Below are 22242 nucleotides of genomic sequence, written 5' to 3'. Positions count from 1 at the left end.
GCTAAAAAAGCCAATCACTCATGATTGGCTTTTTTATGTTTAGACTTCGATAAACTTTCTTTTTCGTCTATCTATTGGTATTTGTGCAGACAACCGTTGTAACGCTATTAGTTGTTGTAGGACAACTATCCTTTTAAATCCGATAAAATTGTCACTTCGCGAATATAGCTGGCCAAATCTTCTTTAGACTCCATCATCAGCTCATCATCGTGCGTGTGCTTGGCGTATTCGATCCAAAGCAATAACTGATACAGACTGTTGCGCTCTGAAATTTTATACTGTTTGACAAACTGCTTTAGTGTGCCTTCATCATTGATATTTAGACGTTCGGACCAGCTTTCTATTTTAGAGACTTGTTCTTTTGGGAAAAAGGCATCGAATAAGGCTTTTACCAATTCATGGCGATTTTCTTCGCTGATCAATTTGCCGACTCGCTTGGTCTGTCTAATACGCGCAGTGGCACTGGTGATATCCGCAAGAGCCATCAACTCTGCCATAAAATAATCACTGGCTGGCAGGTTTTTCAGCTGTTTTTTCGACAAGCTGGCAAGTGGTATCGATAACTGTTGTAAGCGCTCATGGGATTTTTTGAGTTCTGTGCGCGAGACGCGCATATCATGTTCTGACCAGTCAATCATAAAAGCGTTCCAAAATAATGAATAATAAAAGTACTAGGGCGTGTTCTCATTCTAAAAACGGCGATAAAAATAAGAAAAATTGCAGTCAAACAAGAAAAATAGCGCAGATAATATCGAGATACTAACCAATTATTTGACGCTGTTTGGCAAAATTTAGCCATTTTTAGCCCATCAATTAAATTGAGGACATATTCTAATGTTTACCAATAACTACCAACGGTTTTTTTCACGATGTTTCGCCAGCACTTTTATAGTGTTTGGCATCGCATCGGCAAGACGACGTTGTAAACTATCGGTAATAAATACTGAGCGGTGTTTGCCACCAGTGCAGCCAATTGCCACTGTCACGGTATGACGGTTATTGTGTAAAAAGTCAGGCAGCCAACGGCTTAAAAACCTTTCGAGATCGTCGGTCATTTCAACCACTTCTGGATAATCTGCAAAAAATTCGCCGACCTCAGAGTCAAGACCCGTCAAGGCGCGCAGCTCAGATTTCCAGTGTGGGTTTGGCAAAATTCTAACATCAAATATAAAATCAGCATCAATTGGGCTGCCGTACTTAAAACCAAAAGACAGCAAATTAATGACAATTTGATTGTCAATACCGACATAGGCACGCAACGTGTCTTTGAGCTGATGGATATTAAGCATACTAGTATCAATTGTGATATCAGCATGGCTGGCAATGGGCTCTAACAGCTCGACTTCTTTTTTGATCGCGGCTGGTAGATTGAAAGCGATATGCCTAGCATTATCACTGTCGACATCTTGTGACATCAATGGATGAACACGACGCGTCGCATTAAAGCGTGCAACCAAGGTGCTTTCTTGCGCGGTCACATACACTACTTCAACAGCCTGCTTACCATAAGTCTGTTTTAGAATGTCATGGGTCGCAGCAAAATTAGACAAGTCAGCGCGCGGAGTACGAATATCGACACCAAGCGCGATGCGTTTGATACCACTGTCGCTGACCAGCTTCTTAGCAGCGTCAGGCACCAATGACAACGGTAAATTATCAATAGAATAATAGCCTAAATCTTCTAGTATATTCAATACTGACGTTTTACCTGAGCCAGAACGCCCTGACACGACTAAAATACTCAGCCGCTCATCGTTCGTTACAGCCACCACTTCCTGCTCTGTTTGCTTACTGTTGTTTGCATCCATGATCCGTCATCCTAGTCCATTGCATCCAGCAAATTACTACGTCACAACGGTTAATGTACCGTCACTAATTGGTTGTCTAACAATCGTGCCCGCCCTAGCCAAGCAGCGACTAAAATCATTAAATGGCTACTTTTACCATTACCGTTTGCTTCACTACTATCACTAGTATCAATAGTCCCTAGCTGGTCAGTTTTTATTTCTAGATAGTCAATGTTGAAGCCAGCATCGCTAATACGCTGATGCGTTTCTGCTAATAATGCGTCAAACCCTTGCCTGCCCTGCTTATTACTCGTTAACTGCTGTGCTAGTTTCTGTGCTAGGCGTTGCAGCTCCATATGAAGTACGGGAGCTGTTTTGCGTTCAGCGGCGCTCAAGTATTGATTGCGTGAAGACAGCGCCAAGCCGTCGACAGCGCGAACAATAGGTGCACCCACAATCTCAATGGGATAGCTCAAATCACGTACTAATTGTTTGATAATCGCTAATTGCTGGTAGTCTTTTTGTCCAAATACCGCCACATCAGGCTGCACGATATTGAATAATTTAGAGACGACGATACCAACACCATCAAAGTGACCAAGACGTGATTGACCACATAGTTGATTGGTAATGGCACCAGCAAGAACTGAGGTCGATGGTGGCAATACCGGATACATCTCATCGACATTGGGTGCAAAAACATAATCTGCACCAACCGTTGCTAGCTTAGCGACATCTTCATCCAAGGTGCGTGGATAACTATCAAAATCCTCTCCTTCCCCAAACTGGGTAGGATTGACAAAGATACTCACCACCACAATATCGGCATGCTGCTTAGCAATGCTTACCAGCTCCAGATGACCTTCATGCAGGTTGCCCATCGTTGGTACTAAAGCAATACGCTGAGCGCTATCTGATTTATCATTTCTTTGACCACGATAAGGCTGTAGAGCGGCGCGCAACTCTGAAATCTGCTGATAAATGATTGGCATCGTTAAATATTCTTCTACTGATAATCGTAAAAACCAAAAGACTCGTTAAGACTGGCTAAAAAAATTAGCTAAATTGGTGCTGCTCAGTTGGAAAACTGCCGTCGCGTACTGATTGCTGATAAAGGGCAAAGGCGCCTTCGATACTGTGCGTACTATTGCGCTCATCAGTTAAAAAGTCATGAACGAAGCGCGGGACACGACCATGAGCCATGCCCAGCATGTCATGCATGACCAAGACTTGACCATCCGTATCTGCGCCAGCACCAATCCCAATCACTGGTACTGTAACCGCTTCCGTAACCGCTTTAGCGAGCTCAGCAGGTACGCATTCTAATACTAAAAGTGCGGCACCTGCCGCAACTACCGCTTTGGCATCAGCAAGCAACTTATCAGCTGCTGCGTCACCGCGACCTTGGATTTTATAACCACCGAATACATTGACTGATTGTGGGGTCAAGCCAAGATGGACACAAGTGGGCGTACCTGCTTGCGCCAATGTAGTCACCAGTTCACAAAGCTCACTACCGCCTTCGATTTTAATCACATGCGCGCCAGCTTGCATCAATCGACGGCTATTAGCGACCGCTTCTGGCAAGGTCACATAACTCATAAACGGCAAGTCAGCCAGTATCAGTGCGTATTTATTGCTACGAGCAATATTGGCCGTATGATAAGCCATATCATCAACGGTCACGGGCAAGGTGGAATCGTGGCCTTGTACCACCATACCCAAACTATCACCGATCAAAATGGTATCAATCTGTGCCTTGTCCATCATGCGTGCAAACATCGAGTCATAGCACGTTAAGCAAGTAAACTTGGTGCCGTCTTTTTTGAATTTATTTAAAGTAGATAACGTCGTCATATGACCCTCGATTAATCTTCAATGCCTTTAGTTATAAATACCTTTAACTATTATCATGCCTATAACCCAAAATTTATCAGTCGCTTGATAATAATTTTAACCCTGTCCAATCTTTACTAGATGGATAATCATCTATCGATATACTATCAATGATGAGCGCTGAGGCTAACTCTCGCAGCGGTAACAAGACAAAATTACGCTCAAGCAGTCCAGCATGCGGTATGGTTAGCTGCGGCTCGGTAATTCGCGTGTCACCATATAACAAAATATCGACGTCCAGACTACGCTCACCCCAACGTCGTAAGCGCGCCCGCTTAGCCTGCTCTTCTAGCTGCTGACAAAATGCGAGCAACTCAAAGGGGGTCAATATCGTCTTAAAACCAGCCACTGCATTAACGAAGTCAGGCTGATCTTGTGGCCCCATAGGCGCTGACGCATAAAATGAGGAAGCTCTAACCTCGCGTATCTGCTTATGCTCTCGCAACCCTTGCAATGCCTGCTGCAAATGCTCTGTAGGTGAACCCAATTCATTGGTTAGATTGCTACCCAAGCCCACATAGCAGGTTACCCAATTAACATTATCCACATCGTCAACAATACTAGACATTATCGGTACTGGGCTGGCGACGGCGACGTTTCGATGGTACAGGGCCTTTATTGTCGCCCATTTTATTGTCGCTCACTTGACCGGCCAACGATTTGCTATCAGCATTTTGACTGTTCTTAGTAGACCTAGCCTCTGCTGCTTTGGCTGGTTTTTTAGTTTTTGCAGATACAGTCGCTTTATTAGCTTCTGTCTTATTCCCTGCCGTCTTAGTTGCTGCAGGTTCTACTGTTTTTTTAGCTTTACCAGTAGATTGAGCTGCTGGCTTAGGTGCTTTTTTGGTGTACTTCGCTTCAGTTTTATCGGCGTTATTAGCAGCTACTTGCTTCTCGGTGCTGTCAGCAAGATTAGTATTGTCTACACTTGGCTGACGGCGACGGCGCTTATGCGGTATCGGCTCATTGTTCATAGTGACGAGCGCAGGCGTTCTTGCTACCGAACGGGTAGGATAGGCATTAGCAGCAGGTGACGTAACCTCTGGCTGTTTATCCTTAGGCTGCTGGGCGTTATTTGAGCGATTAGCGTTACTATCAGCCTTGCTATCAGTTTTTGCATTCTGATTATGTCGATCTTTATCAGCCGATGCATTCTTAATAGCTGACTTTTTCTGCACAGGCTCTGGGCGATGCTTAGGCTTATCAGCAGGTGATAGCTGCTTTTGTAATGGCGGCACGACGTTTGCGTGCTCGATGACAAACAATGGCGCAGGCTTAGAGTGATGGCGTTTATTTGCAGTTTGACTGCTGGTATTAGCAAGAGACAACTGCTGTAGCTGAGCAAGCTCATTACTGTCTTGTTTTACCTGCTGCGAATCATGACCTTTATCTTTATTACCACTAAACTGCTTGGCAGGAGTAGATTGGCTGGCAGCACGGCGACGGCGTGAGGGGATATTTGACGAATCATTTACCACGGCTTGTTCATGACCATTTTTCTCAGTACTGTGATTTTCAATGCTATGTTTTTCAGTGCTGCCATTGGCTTTGCTACGCTTAGTGTTGTTTTGATTAGACATCGATTCATCCACTATATTTGACTCTGGCTTTTGGCGATTACGTCCGCGCCCTCGCTGCCCTTTCTTATAGGCACCGCGACGAATATTTTCATCGAAATCATCAATCGCTTGCTCTTGTTCTTGTTCAGACAAGGTTTGATACGTTTGCCACCAGTCGCCCATATCATTGGTCGATTCGGATAGCGGATGCTCAGCATCACCGCACTGTTCGCGCAATAGTAAAAAGTCAAAGCCCGCACGGAAGCGTGGGTGCTCAGAGAGCTGAACGATTTGTTTACTACGCGGAGCCGCTAGTTTTGGCTGCAATATCCAAATATCACGGATAAACTGCTCTGCAAATTTAGGAATAGCGGTCTTGATGCGTTGACGATCGATGACTTTGCCAGCTGCATGCATCTGCGCTTCAGCAAATGGCATATTGCGCTTTTTGGCTTTTTCTAACTGATGCAGGTAATTTTCCCATAGTATGGCTGCGTAGAAAAATGCTGGGTTGATACTTTTGCCTGCCGCAATACGTTTATCCGTATTGATGGCCACTTGTTTTACTAAAGGACTGGGCTCAGATGGCGGATAAATAATTAAGCTATCAATCGCACCTGATTCAAACAATAACGGCAGCAATGGCACAAGATAGCCACCCGTAAACATTTTCTGCGTTTCATCATAGAGACGGTGCGGTGATATTTGCTCAAGCAGCGCCCAATTACCATCATGAAATTGCTCAGACAATGCCTCATCAAACTCAAAACCGAGCTTGGCTTTAAAACGTAACGCCCGTAATAAGCGTACTGGATCTTCTTCAATACGAACCGGCGCATGACCCAACAGACGAATGATTCTATTATCAATGTCTTCAAGCGCACCGCAAAAATCATGAACCACACCTTTAAGTGGCTGATAATAAAGCGCATTGATAGAAAAATCGCGACGAGAGAAATCTTGCTGGATGTCACCCCAAACATTATCACGCAGGATCATACCATCTTGATTGGTGGTACCACTGCTGGTGGGCGGACCACGAAAGGTAGCGACCTCAATCAGCTCACGGCCTGAATATACGTGCGCCAACTGAAAGCGGCGACCGATAATACGGCAGCGCTTGCCAAAGACGTCTTTAATCTCATGCGGCTTGGCGTCAGTGACAGCATCAAAGTCTTTGGGGCGTAGACCCAATAAGGTATCGCGCACACCGCCACCGACGATATAGGCGTCAAACCCAGCTCGGGTCAAGGTGGCAATTACTTCAGTAATGGAATTGGGTAATTCAGATTTATTCAGTTCTAACTGCTTGGCGGCACGCTCGGCCATGCATCTACTCCTCGCCGGTATTCTTTAACCACCCCTGACGAACACAGCGTTTATCAGGCGGATGTACTCACTAGTTTAACAAATTTTGCGCGCGCTGGGTGCGTTATGACATGTACTTACGTGCTATTTTGTCAATATTAGGGTTAATTAATGCAAAACATAGCCATTAATCCTGCACACTTAAACGTCTTCTATTTTTCTCAACCGTTTTTGCACCAATACCTTTGACCTTTGCTAACTCATCTACTGTCTTAAAACTACCGAACATTTCACGATATAAAATAATCGCTTGGGCTTTGCTACTACCAATACCATTTAGTGAAACCAGCTCGCCTTCGCTGGCACGATTGATATTCACGGTATATTGCTCACGCGCTTGAGTGTTGGCATTTTCTTGCGATAAAAGATAAGCATAAGCACTTTGAGGATTATCAAAACATGGTACAGCATTAGCATTGTTAAGCATCAGAATAGCCAAAACATAACCTAAAATAGCAGTCTTGACTAAACTGGTAAACGAGACTTTAGAATGAGCGTTCATGATGATCGTTCATATCGTTTCGCCGCTTCCCATAATGCATCCATTTCTGTTATGTCGCTGTCTTCTAAACGCTTGCCAGCTGCTGCCAGTTGCTCTTCAATATAGCCAAAACGTGACTTAAATTTATGCACACACGTCAGCGTTGCTGCTTCTGCATCAAGATTTAATTTACGGGCGACATTGACTAAGGCAAACATACAATCGCCCAGCTCCTTTTCAATCTCTCTGATATTTGTTTTGACCTCAGTTTTAGATTTATCCGTCAGCTCATTTTTTAGCTCGGCAATCTCTTCATCTAGCTTATCCACTGCCCCTGCAACGCCTTCCCAGTCAAACCCTAGCTTTGATGCTTGCTTTTGTACATCTTGTGCCTGCATCAGCGCACTGCCCGCTTTGGTATTGTCTAGACGACGTTTGGGTTTACCACGTACCTCGCGCGCTTGCTGCTCTTCCATTTTAATCTCATCCCAACGAGCTTTTACCGCTGCGTCATCTTCAAGGGTTTCAGCCTCAAACACATGCGGATGACGACGAATGAGCTTTTCTTGTAAAGTAGTAATAACATCGCTCATATCAAAGCGACCTTGCTCCGCATACATCTGACAATGGAAAACAACTTGCAGCAGCACATCACCAAGCTCGCCTTTGATATCCTCATCATCCTCACTCTGTACCGATTCGCCTAGCTCATAAGCTTCTTCGATTGCATAAGGAATGAGGCTGTGATTGGTTTGCTTTTTGTCCCACGGACAGTCAACACGTAGCCGTGCCATCAATGCCAATAAATCGTCTAATTCACCACTGGCAGTTGGCGTTCCTTGTACTGGTGCAGGCGCTGCTATTTTGTTGTCTTGATTGCTCATGAGGGATACTCTTACACTTTCGTTTGTTATTAGATATAGTCAGGTCAATATAAAAAAGAGACAGCGTGACTGGTATAAATTTTTCGTAGCCTCTGTCTGCGTAGGCACAGCAAGCAAGAAAATTTTGTGCCAGTCACGCATCATAATGTCGTGTACCCATTTTATTTAGTACCGACTATAAAATTACGTTAAGTTCATAACGATTTTCTCGTTAGTGTAGCATTGAACGCTTATTAGCTTATAATTGTGTTGTCCATCTCATTATTTTATCACTGCTTTAGCATAAGGAATTTTATCATTATGTCTACGTCTGCGACCACTAGCTACCAGCCAGCGACTGAATTCAACCCTATTATTATTGATTCATTTAAGGCTTACGATATTCGCGGCGAGCTGGGGGTAAATCTAAACGAAGCCATTGCTTACCGTATTGGTCGTGCGTTTGCACAGATTTTATCTCAGCGTTATAGTGCGGCGGTTGAGGCTCATGACAATGATATGGTAAATCTAAAACCTGCCATCGTTATTGGTAGCGACATTCGCCATTCAAGCGAGCAATTAAAACAGGCGACCATCGCTGGTATTGTAGATGCTGGAGTTGACGTGATTGACTTGGGCATGAGCGGTACAGAAGAGGTGTATTTTGCCACCAGTCATTATCAGGCGTTGGGTGGTATCGAAGTCACTGCCAGTCATAACCCTATTAATTATAACGGCTTAAAATTAGTTAAAGAACACTCAAAACCGATCAGTGCTGATGATGGTCTGGCAGAGATTCAGGCATTGGCAGAGTCTGGGCAATTTATCACTAAAAACCGATCAGGAACATTGCAGTTATTAACTGATAAAAGCGCTTATATCAATCATGTCATGACTTTTATTGATACCGATAAACTCAAACCGCTTAAATTAGTGATTAACTCAGGTAATGGCAGTGCGGGACCTGTCGTTGACCTGCTGATTGAAAAGCTTGCACAAGCTGGCGCGCCGATTGAAGTGATTAAACTGCACCATACACCGGATGGCAGCTTCCCCAATGGCATCCCCAATCCTATGATTGAAGCCAATAGAGTGGCCACCCAACATGCTGTTTTGGAAAATAAAGCTGACCTTGGCATCGCCTTCGATGGCGACTTTGACCGCTGCTTCCTATTCGATGAACATGGTGAATTTATCGATGGTAGTTATATCGTCGGCATGCTTGCACAAGCGTTTTTGAATAAGTACCCAAATGAGTCAATCGTCTACGATCCGCGTGTTATATACAATACTGAAGCAGTGATTAAGGAACATAACGGTAAGGCTGTCATCAGTAAATCTGGACATTCATTTATTAAGCAAGTCATGCGTGATTCAGGCGCTGTTTATGGCGGTGAGATGTCTGCCCATCACTATTTCCGTGACTTTTTCTATTGCGACAGCGGTATGATTCCTTGGTTATTAACGATTGAGCTACTATCTATCACCGGTAAGACGCTATCTGAGTTGGTCAGCGGCTATATCAAAGCTTATCCTAGCTCGGGCGAGCTTAATTTTCGTCTCACTACTCATGATGCGCCAATGATTATTAGCGCTATTGAGGAAAAATTTAGCAGCGAAAATCCGACCAAATCGACCCTTGATGGCTTGAGCCTTAACTTTGGCGAGTGGCGCTTTAATCTGCGTGCCTCCAATACCGAACTGCTTATCAGATTAAACATCGAAAGTCATGGTGATAAAGAATTGCTAGCGATTAAAATTCGAGAGATTCAACAGTGGCTAGCGGCACAAGGTGCTATACCAGCGTAAATTAATACGATTTAATACGCCCTACTTAAAATCAAAAAAAGCTCGCTAATAATAATCAGCGAGCTTTTTTAGCAATAGACAAACTTGAATAGAACTATTTAGACCGACCAATACCTAAATAGTCGCCCACTAAACTATCTATCTGCGAGCGTGTCATTACATTTTGCGCATCAAATACTGGCATCGCCTGTTGATTAAGCTTGGCAATATCTAGTTGATCTTGTGGCGACCAACTAACGATAAAAACAGCCTGTGCGGCATTTAGCTGCTGATAAGGAGTATTAATCAATTGCAGTAATGGTTGCTGCTGATAAAGCGCGGCAAGTTCATCTTGTGCTTTATCGCTATACACCAAAGTACGAATATTATAAGACCACAGCAATGCTAGTAATGGGTGTATGGCTGAGCCTGCAGTACGTCCAGAGCCTGATTTATAACTACCGCCCCAAATCATCACCGTTTTATTATCAATAAAGCCATCAAAATATTGCCAGAATTTACGGAATATCAGCTCTTTTTGGTCTTCATTGATGTGCATGACTGACTGCAACAGCGGCATATCTAAACTATGACTCATGCTCGACTGCTGTAATTTCGCCAGCTCGGTCGGCAATGTATTGCCTCCAAACCCCCAGCCTGCTTGCAGGTAACTGCTGCCGACACGCTCATCTAGCCCCATAATCCGACTGACTTGCTTGATATCAACCTGCTGACTGTCAGCCAAGCGTGACATCTCATTCATAAAACTCACTCGTGTCGCCAGCATCGCCATGATACTGCTACGGGCAAACTCTATCGTCGCAATATCAGCGTAATGAGCGGCACGCGCATGCTGCATTAACGGCTTCAATACTTCTAGATGCTGGCTACTGTTGGCTGTTTTTTCACCGAGTAACCACAATGCAGGGTTCAGCATCGAGCTATAAGCATCGCCATCTTGCAAGAATACAAACGGCACATAATATACCCACGCGCGCTGCAAATTCTGAGCAAGTACTGAGACAATCCCTAGTTTCTCAATACCACTCATAATCACAGGCAGCGCCTGTTGATGGCTGTGGTTGAATGCGGTAATCCAGCTGTCTTCTGCCCATACTGGCTTGATACTGTCTAAAAACAACCAATAAAGTGCCACAATGCTCTGAGTATCCGCTTCGTCATGACCTACTGATTCATAGCTTTTTATTAATGTATCAGCACTATCTGGCAACGCTTTACTTAGAATGATTTGCTGCTGCTCATACATTTGCCACAGCGCTTGCAAGTGATGCTCAAAGCTATATTGCTGCAACTGCTGCTCTAACATCGCTACGTCTGCATATAAATGAACAGTCTGACCCAAGCTTGCCAGCACCACGGCACTGGTAATAGCTTCAATACTATGACCAACGAGCACGCAGACGGACGGTTTTTTACATTTATAACTCAGTTCATCTGACATAGAACGACCTTTCGATATGTTTATATTAATATCAGTATGCGAGTAACGTTAAGACCAACGCTTGATATGCTTTAACAGTTGATCAGTAGAGGTATCAAATTGACCGCTTACCTCTTGCTGCATGGCTTGATGTACAGATTCTGCCATCTGCTTGCCCATCTCAACGCCCCATTGATCAAACGGGTTAATATCCCAGATACTGGCCATCACATAGACCTTGTGTTCATAAAGCGCAACCAGCGCACCTAAACTATGCGGCGTTAGCTCGTCGATAAGTAGCGTGGTTGAAGGCTGATTGCCACGGTAGTATTTATATTTTGCCGCAGCAGGCGCTACTTGCACCTCAGACTCTTGGAGCGCAGCATTACCAAAGGCCAACACCCGACTTTGTGCCAAGCAGTTAGCCAAGGACAGCTCATGCTGCTGTTGTAATGGCGCATTTTTCATCTGACCACTATAACGACGCACACAAGCAATAAAGTCACAAGACACCTGCTGTGTGCCTTGATGTAGCAACTGATAGAAGGCATGCTGAGCATTGGAGCCAATTTCACCCCATAGAATCGGGCAAGTATCATAGTCAATATGATCGCCATGTTGGGTGACCGACTTACCGTTACTCTCCATCTCTAACTGAGTTAAGTAGCTTGGCAAATAGCTGAGACGACCATCATACGGCAGTACGGTATGGGCATTCACCTGTAAAAAAGTACTGTTCCAAACAGCAAGCAGCCCTAATAATACTGGCAGGTTCTCTGAAAAATCAGCTTGCGCAAAGTGCTCATCCATACTATGCGCACCAGCTAATAATGCTTTAAAACCAGACATACCAATACGAATAGCGATCGCCAGTCCTATCGCCGACCATAAAGAGAATCGACCGCCAACCCACTCCCAAAGCTGTAGCTGATGCTCTGGATGAATACCCCAAGTACTCATTTTTTCACTATTGGCCGATATGCCAATAAAGTGGCGACGTAGCACACTGTCTTCCGTACCTGCACGCAGTTTGGCAGTGGCAAGCAGCCATGACAATGCCGTTTTAGCATTAGATAAGGTGTCAACCGTGCCAAAGGATTTGGACGAAATAATAAACAAGGTGGTCTCAGGATTAAGATGCTTGAGCAGATTATCAAGCTGAGTACCGTCCATGTTAGAGACGAAATGTACTTCAATCTCGGTATCTGCCCACTCATCCAGCGCGGTAGTCGCCATCAGTGGGCCAAGATCAGAGCCACCAACGCCAATATTAACCACATCCGTGATGGCTTGACCAGAAAATCCACGCCATGTACCGTTGCGGACACGTTCAGATAAGCGCGCTACTTGTGAAAGACTATGATGGACGTCAGCAACGACATTTTGGTCACCAATTTTTAGCTCTGCCATCTCGGGCAAACGTAGCGCCGTATGCAAGGCTGCTCGCTCTTCACTGGTATTCACCATCGCGCCTTGCATGAGTGCATCAATCCGTGTGGACAATTCACAACTATCTGCTAGCTGTAATAAACTTGCCAGCACCTGCTCATCGATACATTGCTTGCTATAGTCCATATATAGCGCGCCAGCTTGCATGCTAAAGCGCGCTGCACGATTATCATCTTGCGCAAACAAGGCTGCCAGTGACCATGGCTGCTTAGCAAGCGTTTGCAATTGCTGCCAGTATGTAGAGTTTCGAGCGCTGTTGTAAGCGTTATCGCCCTTTATCTCATCCATCAACTATTCATCACCTGCTAATTGCTGCTCGGCAAAATAGATAAACGCTTGCATATATGAACGCATGTCACCAGCATCATAGCTGTCGCCACGCATAGTCGTGACATTGACGCCATATTCACTAATCAAGGCATCGATAGCATCCGTCAACTGAATTTCACCACCGACCGAAGCTGTCGTATTGGCTAGGTAATCAAAAATATGATTGCTAAAGACATAACGACCAACCACTGCTAATTTTGAGGGTGCATCGGCTAAGTTGGGCTTTTCTACAAATCCTGCGACTTTAAAGCTAGTATTAGTATCTGATTGCTCATCAATCTCAATAGCGTCGCTCAGCTTAGCAATACCATATTTATGCACATCTTCATCGGCAACATTATCGACCAATATCTGTGAATGTGCATCGTTGGCAAAAGCATCAATCATAAAAGCTAAATTATCATTAGTCATATCGCCCGTAAACGGATCAAGCACAACGTCGGGCAATAATACGGCAAAATCATGCTCACCAATAATGGGGCGAGCCGCGAGTACCGCATGACCCAAACCTAACGCCTTGCCTTGGCGTATCATAGAGACTGTCACATCTTCTGGTAACCAGTTTAAGCTATCCGCCAGCGCGTCTTTACCTTTCGCTCTAAGCTGACTGTCCAGCTCAGCATTGATATCGAAGTAATTCTCGATCGCACTTTTTTGTGCATGACCAACCAAGACAATATGCTTAATACCAGCAGCAATCGCCTCTTCGACGACATAATGAATAGCGGGACGATTGCCTAGTGGCAACAGCTCTTTTGGCACAGATTTAGACAATGGCAACATACGAGTGCCAAAGCCTGCGACAGGAATAACGGCGTGAGTGATTTTTTTCATAGTTTTTTAGCTATTTAAAAAGATGAAAGAAATATAAATAAGCGTTAGAAACAATAACGTATTGAAATGACTATAGCTCAATAAACTCTACAATGTGCTTAATCCACTGATCATAGTCATAGTTTTTCAATACATGGTCACTGGCGTAACGCATCATTTCTATCTGCTGTTTAGTATAACCTCTGGATAATTGCGCAAACAACTCATCGGCTTGCTCTTTACTATCAATGACTTCACACATCCCTTCAAAACGGGTACTGACCGATAAGCTAGGATTGGTCACTGCCAGTCTCCCACATGCCATAATTTCAATCAGACGACGGGAGAACATACTAGGGGAGTCAGTCACGGTATTGACATTCAAGCAATGAGAATACTGTCGAAACAGCTCACCTGTCTGGTCATAGGGCACAGCAGGCTTGATAGTCATATTCGATAGGTCAGGATAGCGATAGACATCAGACTTACGATCAGAGTTACGGTCAACGATGGTCAGTCCATAAGGAGAGGCTGCAGTAAACGCCATATCCTGCCATTGCTGGCGCGCATTGTGAATATGATGACTATAACTACCGACAAACAAACTTTCGTTATAGTGAGGTGGAAGATCAGTGGGATGATGAAACTTAGGCTGCACCGCAAAAGGTAGCACCCCTACTTTTACATTTTTGCCTAGTATAGACTGATAGCGTTCAACACAGTTTGAATCAACGGTTAGTACATATTTGAATAAGCTAGCAGAATCGATAAAACGGTTAAAATGAGCACCATCTTCTTTATTCCAAAATACAGCAGGGATGTTGTATTTATCTGCCAGTTCTAACAGTTTACGCAGCTCAATATTGTTACGTTCAGGATAATCAGGGTAATTGGCTATCTTATAGCGCCATTTGTCCTTATGACCACGCCAAGCTGATTCGACTAGAATAAAACCAGTTTTTTTAAAAAGATGTTGCCAAATATACTTATTATTTTTTAAGCTTTCTATTTGAAAATTGCTTTTTTGTAATGCGGTAGAAGTCAAGGCATCACTAATTAGGAATATCTTATATTTACACTTTATATAGGTCATAATTTTTCCAAACAGCAAAATAACTCAGCAGCTTTAGTTATCTAAAAACTATTTACCATAACTAAGTGTTGATAAAATCAGACCTTACAATGATAGAATTAAAAGCTTTATCATCAACAAATATCTTTAAGAAAAAATGAACAACATATCTTTTTCCTTTATCTAAATTATTATAACGATACTCACTATTTTTACCATACCAACACTTATCCAAAACTTTTCCATTCTCGTGTAAGTAGAAGGCATACTCAACTTTATCGAATAACTCATCAAATTTAGAGCTTAGATTTACTTTAAAATAGAGGCTTTCAGCTACAACAAATGTATAATCCAAATTTTTGAAACATTCTTTTTTTATTGATAAAAGCTTTTCTGGGCTTTCAAGATTAAGATAATCCAAATATTTCCTATTAACTGGCATATTTACTGAAAGTAAGTCACAAGAAGTATTATATTCCTCAAAAGCATTCTTGTAATCAATATATTTTAAAAGAACTTCTACAGGAGAGGCTTTTCCTGAGTGAATGTTTTTAATAATTTGCTCGATATGGTTGACTGTATACTTACGTTCGAAAACTAACTCTAAAAGAATATTAATAGCAAGATTGTATATTTTATAGCGTGAGATATTTTGTTCAGGATCTATTTCATATTTATTAATGTCAACAGGTTTATTAGCTAAAGCAGAGTTCTTAACTTGCACTTGATAATACTCTTTATACAGTTCTGTATCTTTACTCAGTTCTTCTAAGGTAGGGCCAAATTTAATATCAATATGCGACCAATGACCATTATCAAAGGTAATTCTATTAAGCTCTGGATTGAGTTTTTCAATAATGTCGTAGCATATCTTGCCATTCCTTCTATCATCTATATTATGATGATTCGCCGCATATAAGAACTCCTTCTGCATTAAAGGATGAAAGGCTAATTCATTTTTACTGAATGAACTTATGTAGTGTCCAAAATGGACTCTATTTCTATAGTAATCAAAGTGCCAATCTATATTTTGCTCGAGAGAGAACTCTCTATCAAAAACAAAAGATTCAGTGAATAACTCTTTGCATCTAACTACATAATTGCTTGGTATAGTCTTAACATTTATGTATAAATTAAATAATGCATCAACCTGAGTATCAAAGTCCAACGCGTTAAAATCAGGATATTTCGTCTGAAGTTCAGCTATAGCCTCTTTTGACGTATCATGAGCTCTAAAAAGCTCGCCGCCTCCCCCTCTTAAAGCAAGGTAGCTATGAGCAGGCAGAGTTACTCTATTACTTGGTGCTATTGTCCAAGCAAACTGGGCGCCATGCGATAAGATCCTTTCTAGGGACTTTTCAAAATCCAAATTTAACCTGAGGTGTTCACTAAACTTGCTATACTTCATACCAAATTCATTAGCTAAATAAGTAGAAACGTAAAGATCCTTCTCTACGACCCTTTTCGCTAATCCAGATAAACTCTGAGGATTACCCATTGCAGTCGTGAAATCGCTTTCAATTCCTAAAGATGAGAGCAGAGCTAACACCATTCTTGAATCACGACCTCCAGACAGAAATATTCTTTTATCTTCATAGAAGTTGGCTAATGAAGATATATCCTTTTTAGCTTTTTTAACTCCAATACTAATCAGCTCTTCGTAGCTTCTTTCTTCGGAATCACTAATGAACTCTTTTTTATGAACTGTAAATATATCTTTCAAAATATCAAAAGATAAAATCTCATCTACTCCCAAAAGCTTTATTTCACGACAAAAAGATTGAGTAGAGAAAGCTGTACGCAAATGTACATTAGTTGCTCCCATCGCTAGATAGAACTGCTCCTCGTTAAAAGTACATGAAAGTAGATTCTTTTTAGAATACTCAATCAACGAGTTATAACTCGTGCTAACTGATAATTGCGAATGACCTTCATCAATAATATCATAACGATAAAAAACACTCTGAAAACCAAAATAATCAGCGATAATTTTAAACATACTTCGCTTTTCGTTAGCTAATACGGTAACCCATTGACCTTTTAAGTCATCTAAATCCTCACTAAAACTTGGCAAAGAGCAGTCAGAAAAATTATATAGTTTTGGCTGGCTATTAATAGGATAAATCAGTCCAGAAAATGCAAATACACTATAATTTTCTGTTGAATAGTTAGAAAATTCAGATCCTATAATATTTTTTTTCTCTTCACTAATAAGCTTACAACCAAGAGTAATCAAATCAGCAGTCTTAATAACTGGATTTAGTAAATTCATAGACACTTACCTCAAAGATTAATACTCAAACAAGAAAACCGCATACTATAGGTTTTTAATTAAAAACATGAATTTCAATTTTTTCAATAAATATCTCTTCAAACTCTTTAGCTTGCCATTTTTTGAGTCTAATCTCCTCTATTTCAGAGCTATCTTTAATAAGGATATCGAAATTAAACTCCCACATAAAATTCTTTACAGGAACATATTTGAAATAGCCGATACTCTCATTTGCTGAAACACTTAAGCCTTCTACATTATGTTTTTTTGTACTTTGATTAGAATTATTATCTTTAAATAGAACTGACATAATCATCGGATTGGTTTCATGGTCTTTATCATGTGTCATTGCTCGAATTTTTATTTTCATTTTATGACCATAATTGGCTTTTAAGTAACTTTCAAGCTCAACATTGACACCATCGTTTAGATAGACACCTTCTTCACTTGAAAATATCAATTCTCCCTCATTGACAGAGTCTGCTACTTTAATTTTACTATCTCGAATAGCATAGCTGTGAGGTTTAACAAAGCTGCCACTATTTTCTAACAAACCTAAGAACTCTTGATATTCAGTAGTTGAATTTTTATCTTTACGTACCATTATGTCTTTGACGATATATTTTTTAAATACAGGAGAGGTGTAAATTTGTCCTTCTATGGGTTTATTATAAAAACACATTAGATCGTATAAAACTTGAATATCCTTATTTTCTTTAAACTCCAAATAAGTTAAATACTCTCCTACATTTTCAGTCCATTTATCCGTCTCACTGTAGTCCTTTTCGATCATACTTCTTATTTCAACCAAATCTATCTCATGAACTTTGTTAACTTCCGTAACAAAATCATTCAAATCTAAATCAGGTAGATCTCGACCACAAAAATTGGTGTAGGCAAGTCTCTTAAAATTATCAGCTTTCAAGAAACCTTTGATTCCACCGTTATAACCCAAAATACAAACTGGCTTCATGCTACTACCAGCTTCTAAAACAACTCTATCAACTCCAGCAACTGCACTGTATTTATGTACTAACTCATGTATATCTTTTCTGGCACCTAAGAACGTAACATAATCTACAATCCCTGCCTCAGATAATAGTTGTTTAAGCTTATCTACCAAGCCCCCATCACCAGCTATGACAACTCCAGGTATACCAGCGCGATAAGCATACTCAATGAACTTGACCAGCCCAGGGAACTTTTCAGCATCTATTCTGCTTACGATCAACCAACGATTATCGACATCATCGATATTATTAGCATTGATTGGGTTAAAGCGTTCAGTATTTACTAGATTGTGATATAAGCGAAGATTGGTCTCTGGAGCATATATCCGACTAATCGTAGTCAATGCAGGCGACATGCACGTCACTAAACTTGCGTAAGGATAAACGAAATTTCTCAAAATAAAATGCTGGAATGGGTTGTTAAACAGATGAAAGCCAATACCGTGAAGCGTAATCATGAACGGTACTTTTAACCTTTGAGACGCAATAGCACTTATAAAATACATATCTGGATGATGAGAGTAGATGAAAGAGATATTATTTTCCAAAATCATAGACTCAACGTGGTTAAGTGCTTCAATGATTTTATCAACCGTATTACATTCACCTAGATCGGCTATCTTAACTTGTTTGACTCTAGGGTTGGTTGCATAACTACATTCCTTTACACGCTCGTCACCAAGAAGATAAACATCAACGCCTTTATCTATGAAAGCGTTTACTTCACCCTCCATCCTAGTTGATACACCACCGATAGAGCTATTAAGGCATACTATTAAAACTGAACTGTGCTTCATACTAAACTCTCTCAATAGAAAATAAGTTATTTATTACGCTGTCTATAGATAATGGTGTATCGATATACGACTTGTAAGCTACTTCTTTATGATTACTCAAAGAACTACCTTTCTCACAATGAGCCCAAATTTCAGCTTTAGACCCTAAATAGTCACTCAATTTAGATGGCAAATAAGGATTTACTTCAAAAGTTCCATCAGTATTAGTATCCATCAAAAATAAGTAATCAAATTCATCAAGAATATTTAAAAAATCCAAATAGTCTAAGTAGTTTGATACCACAATATTATCTAGAACTCTATATTCAGTCGCGGCCTCAATGACATCATCTATTTGATTGGTATAAATATGCAGCTTAATTTTCTGTTTTTTGTCCAATGGAAGTCTGTTGATAGCCTCAAATACATCATTGAAATTACGGTTTATATAAAACGAACCAAAATAAGCAATATTGATATATTCGTTTTCTATATTATGTTCAACTTCTTTAAAAGAGTAAAAAAACTCTGGAAGGGTCGGCTGAGATTTAACAATAGACTTATTTTCTACAATGCTTCTTAACTCACTTATCTCTAAGTTATTTAACATCACTCGTCGTTGATTCTCACAAGTAAACATAATACTATCTGCAAAGCAGAAAGGCAGAAGTTCTGACCAAAAGTATATATTGTCATTTTCTTCTAAACGATACTTTTTAAAATCAGGAAATTTTTCATAGACTAATCCTACATATCTATCACGGACTGCCAAGTCTCTAAACCACGAATATCTTTTATTGCCTTGCACATCAAAGACACCTGGGTCTGAAAACTCCGCAAGCCAAGTAATTTCTGGTTTTTCAACTTTAACGTCAAACCCTAAGAAATGTGCCGCTACAAAAAAACTTCTGCTATAAACTTGCTCATACTTACTTAGATCTAGCACTTCAATAGACTTATCGACAAACTCTTGATAATGCGGCTGATGCGCAAAAGTCGGTTTAGTTTTAATCGTAATGACTGAATTGATATAAGGTTTACCAATGAATGCTAAGCTTTCTGAACGTTTTCTGATAGCTGTCATATCATTACAGATTACATCCGAATACCACTCCTCTTCTTGTATACGTTTGGCCACTACTATAGCCGATGGATCTACAAAAGGTGTGAAGTTATAAGCTATTACCAAAGTTGAAGTATTTTTAAAACTATCAGGAAAGGCTTTTCTGAAATCTATTCTATAAGCATTTTGCTGCATAGATATACTAAGCAAATTATCCTGATCAGCACTTCTTAAATCGGCATAGAGTTTGTTTAGTTTTTGAGTAGCGATATCAGTTTCATTGAAGGCTGGTAGACTACTTAGATTCTGAATATATTTTACTGTATCTTCTAGCGTTAGCTCTGCACAATAATTCATCATAGATGGATAAGGTACACCAACCATATTGTAAGTATTATTCAGTCTAATGAGCAAAAAGTTAAACGTGAATACATCAATTACTTTGACATCATATTTTTTCAATAAATAGGTAGGAATAATAGCCCCATTACTACAATTACTATCAACTAATACATCAAAATTTTCATTACAAATGTTAGTTGGTAATAATAATGAGTTGTAGGTACTTTTATTCAAACACTCTTTAATATCGATATCAATAATCCGAGAATTGAAGTCTACAAATCCTGTGCTTTTAGTATCAATATCTTTGACTAACTGTTGTAAAGAATTTAAAGAGTCTAAAACCCTAAGCCTCATCTTATAATATTGTGATAGCCTTGCTAACTCGTCTATCTCACCAATTTCCAGTTCTCCTAAAAATTTAACTGTTAAAAGATTTAGACTTTGTTTGTTTTTATCTAAAAAACTAGTTAATATTTCCCGTTTGTCCATTGAAAAATTAACAAATATTATAGTCAATCCTTGCTTATACTGCTTATAAATCTCGTTTGATAGTAAATGATTACTTTTGCCTTTTGCTCTAGAAGCTTTCGATTTTAATACTGTGACCTCACCCTTTTGAATCCTTTTATCTGCTTTCGTAATTATCGGTGGTTTCGACTCATAACCATTACTTAATGATTTAGGGTTTTTAGTAATACTGACAAGTTGAGTATTTTTATACTCTTTAGTTTCATTAAGAAATAGCTGTATGTAACTAATACTCTTATCTAACTTTTCATTATTTTTTAAGTGCTGCTCTCTTCTCAAATACAAAGCCGCAGCACGAATTAATACTTCATCGTAGTTTATTTCATTATTTAGAAACTCATGAGCCAATAGCTTGAATCTGTCTCCTATTTGATCATTACCTTTAGGCTTAGGCACTTTATCTTTTAAAGATATTTTCATCTTCTTGAATAATTTATTTTTTTTCATAGTTTTTACCATTAAGACAAATTGATATAAAACCTATCATTCTTAAACATCGTAAGATCAGATAAGCTTCTACTTTCAAAAGACTTTCGTATACTACTAAGACTGTTTGAGTTTTTAATGAAATATTTGTTTAAAAATGACAGTTGTGCATTTATCTTACTTTGAAAAAAATTATTTAAATCAGCAGTTGCCAAATCTACTAGTTTCTTTATTACGTCAAGCCTTTGCTCGACATTGAACTCATAGCTCATTGATTGTCTAGATGTAGAGTCTTTAGTTTTTAGACGATAATAATAACAACCACCGTTATTAACATGAGCAAAACTTGGTCTAAATCTACTTACGTACTCACAAAAGTACACTACATCTTCACCACTCATTAAAGCCTCATCAAAATTAACTTTTTTTGCGTAAATGGTAGGAATCAGTTTACACGCATTAAGAGTAAGCGCTCTTGAATATAAAGATAGATCGTTAGAATTATCAGACTTTAGAAATCTGTTGATATCTTCTCTCGACTCTTTTTTTCCATCCATACTTACATCTATTATAGGAGCAAAAGCTATATTAGAGAGGTCTGATACCTTATATAAATTATTTATGTAATTAACACCTATCCAATCATCATCATCACAAAAACAAATAAAGCTTCTAGTACTTGCTTCTAACCCTATATTTCTAGCTTTAGAGGCGCTGCCCACACTATTGTAGAGCAGTCTGACTTGATGCTTAGTCTTAAGCTTTTCCAGCTTATCAGTAAACTTCTCAATGATAAACTCATTATAACCATTAAATACTAAAATAACTTCGATGAAGTCTTGATTCAGTCCTTGTTGGTTGTAAATGGAATCTAAAAGCTTACCAAGGTACTCATTAGGACGAGTACAAGGAACTATGATAGATACACCTTCTTTAAAATCTTCATTACTCATATGTTAATCATTTTATAAAAAT

Annotated in this window: 17 protein-coding genes; 1 reads left to right on the top strand and 16 read right to left on the bottom strand. The window is 40.2% G+C overall.

Annotated elements, in window-relative coordinates; translation table 11 throughout:
* Window positions 1-125 precede the first annotated feature (125 nt).
* The 8 genes from yjgA to mazG all read right to left on the bottom strand — a co-directional run bounded on the left by yjgA (window position 126) and on the right by mazG (window position 7975).
* The gene (gene yjgA, locus ACMFL8_RS00765) at window positions 126-638 is read right to left on the bottom strand and encodes a ribosome biogenesis factor YjgA (protein WP_010200860.1); all 513 of its coding nucleotides are present in this window, start codon (window positions 636-638) and stop codon (window positions 126-128) included.
* Between the two features lie 210 nt (window positions 639-848).
* Complete coding sequence (gene rapZ / locus ACMFL8_RS00760) at window positions 849-1808, bottom strand: RNase adapter RapZ (RefSeq protein WP_413189816.1); 960 nt, start codon at window positions 1806-1808, stop codon at window positions 849-851.
* A gap of 50 nt (window positions 1809-1858) precedes the next feature.
* On the bottom strand, window positions 1859-2779 hold the full coding sequence (gene panC, locus ACMFL8_RS00755) for a pantoate--beta-alanine ligase (protein WP_413189815.1): 921 nt from the start codon (window positions 2777-2779) through the stop codon (window positions 1859-1861).
* A 64-nt stretch (window positions 2780-2843) separates the two neighbouring features.
* Window positions 2844-3644 carry a 3-methyl-2-oxobutanoate hydroxymethyltransferase gene (panB, locus tag ACMFL8_RS00750; RefSeq protein ID WP_210540890.1) on the bottom strand — a complete coding sequence of 267 codons (801 nt, stop codon included), beginning with the start codon at window positions 3642-3644 and terminating at the stop codon, window positions 2844-2846.
* A 76-nt stretch (window positions 3645-3720) separates the two neighbouring features.
* A complete protein-coding gene (folK, locus tag ACMFL8_RS00745) occupies window positions 3721-4251 on the bottom strand; it encodes a 2-amino-4-hydroxy-6-hydroxymethyldihydropteridine diphosphokinase (RefSeq protein WP_413189814.1) in 531 nt (176 codons plus the stop codon).
* Window positions 4244-6571 carry a polynucleotide adenylyltransferase PcnB gene (gene pcnB, locus ACMFL8_RS00740; protein ID WP_413189813.1) on the bottom strand — a complete coding sequence of 776 codons (2328 nt, stop codon included), beginning with the start codon at window positions 6569-6571 and terminating at the stop codon, window positions 4244-4246. The genes folK and pcnB overlap by 8 nt, the downstream gene beginning before the upstream one ends.
* Window positions 6572-6737: 166 nt before the next feature.
* The gene (locus tag ACMFL8_RS00735; RefSeq protein ID WP_413189812.1) at window positions 6738-7112 is read right to left on the bottom strand and encodes a ComEA family DNA-binding protein; all 375 of its coding nucleotides are present in this window, start codon (window positions 7110-7112) and stop codon (window positions 6738-6740) included.
* Entirely contained in the window at window positions 7109-7975 is an 867-nt protein-coding gene (gene mazG / locus ACMFL8_RS00730) for a nucleoside triphosphate pyrophosphohydrolase (protein ID WP_413189811.1), read from the bottom strand. Before mazG ends, ACMFL8_RS00735 begins: the two co-directional genes overlap by 4 nt.
* A 300-nt stretch (window positions 7976-8275) precedes the next feature.
* Here mazG and ACMFL8_RS00725 point away from each other — a divergent pair, with 300 nt between their 5' ends.
* The gene (locus ACMFL8_RS00725; protein ID WP_413189810.1) at window positions 8276-9763 is read left to right on the top strand and encodes a phosphomannomutase CpsG; all 1488 of its coding nucleotides are present in this window, start codon (window positions 8276-8278) and stop codon (window positions 9761-9763) included.
* Window positions 9764-9857: 94 nt separating this feature from the next.
* Here ACMFL8_RS00725 and ACMFL8_RS00720 read toward each other — a convergent pair whose 3' ends face one another.
* From ACMFL8_RS00720 to ACMFL8_RS00685, 8 genes are all read right to left on the bottom strand, one after another.
* Complete coding sequence (locus tag ACMFL8_RS00720) at window positions 9858-11204, bottom strand: UDP-glucose/GDP-mannose dehydrogenase family protein (RefSeq protein ID WP_413189809.1); 1347 nt, start codon at window positions 11202-11204, stop codon at window positions 9858-9860.
* Window positions 11205-11252: 48 nt separating this feature from the next.
* A complete protein-coding gene (gene pgi / locus ACMFL8_RS00715) occupies window positions 11253-12920 on the bottom strand; it encodes a glucose-6-phosphate isomerase (protein WP_413189808.1) in 1668 nt (555 codons plus the stop codon).
* A gap of 3 nt (window positions 12921-12923) precedes the next feature.
* On the bottom strand, window positions 12924-13796 hold the full coding sequence (locus ACMFL8_RS00710) for a UTP--glucose-1-phosphate uridylyltransferase (protein WP_413189807.1): 873 nt from the start codon (window positions 13794-13796) through the stop codon (window positions 12924-12926).
* 70 nt (window positions 13797-13866) lie between these two features.
* Window positions 13867-14868 carry a glycosyltransferase gene (locus ACMFL8_RS00705; protein WP_413189806.1) on the bottom strand — a complete coding sequence of 334 codons (1002 nt, stop codon included), beginning with the start codon at window positions 14866-14868 and terminating at the stop codon, window positions 13867-13869.
* A gap of 61 nt (window positions 14869-14929) precedes the next feature.
* Window positions 14930-17119 carry a hypothetical protein gene (locus ACMFL8_RS00700; RefSeq protein WP_413189805.1) on the bottom strand — a complete coding sequence of 730 codons (2190 nt, stop codon included), beginning with the start codon at window positions 17117-17119 and terminating at the stop codon, window positions 14930-14932.
* A 55-nt stretch (window positions 17120-17174) separates the two neighbouring features.
* Window positions 17175-18926 carry a glycosyltransferase family 4 protein gene (locus tag ACMFL8_RS00695; RefSeq protein WP_413189804.1) on the bottom strand — a complete coding sequence of 584 codons (1752 nt, stop codon included), beginning with the start codon at window positions 18924-18926 and terminating at the stop codon, window positions 17175-17177.
* Window position 18927: 1 nt separating this feature from the next.
* Window positions 18928-21288, bottom strand: coding sequence for a hypothetical protein (locus ACMFL8_RS00690; protein ID WP_413189803.1), 2361 nt, complete (start codon window positions 21286-21288; stop codon window positions 18928-18930).
* 11 nt (window positions 21289-21299) lie between these two features.
* A complete protein-coding gene (locus tag ACMFL8_RS00685; RefSeq protein ID WP_413189802.1) occupies window positions 21300-22220 on the bottom strand; it encodes a glycosyltransferase family 2 protein in 921 nt (306 codons plus the stop codon).
* Between the last annotated feature and the right edge of the window lie 22 nt (window positions 22221-22242).

Origin of the sequence: Psychrobacter sp. AT9 (assembly GCF_047272965.1) — a bacterium.
Lineage (GTDB): Bacteria > Pseudomonadota > Gammaproteobacteria > Pseudomonadales > Moraxellaceae > Psychrobacter > Psychrobacter glaciei.
Note: the sequence above shows the minus strand (reverse complement) of the source record. Positions and strands in the feature narration are given on the sequence as shown.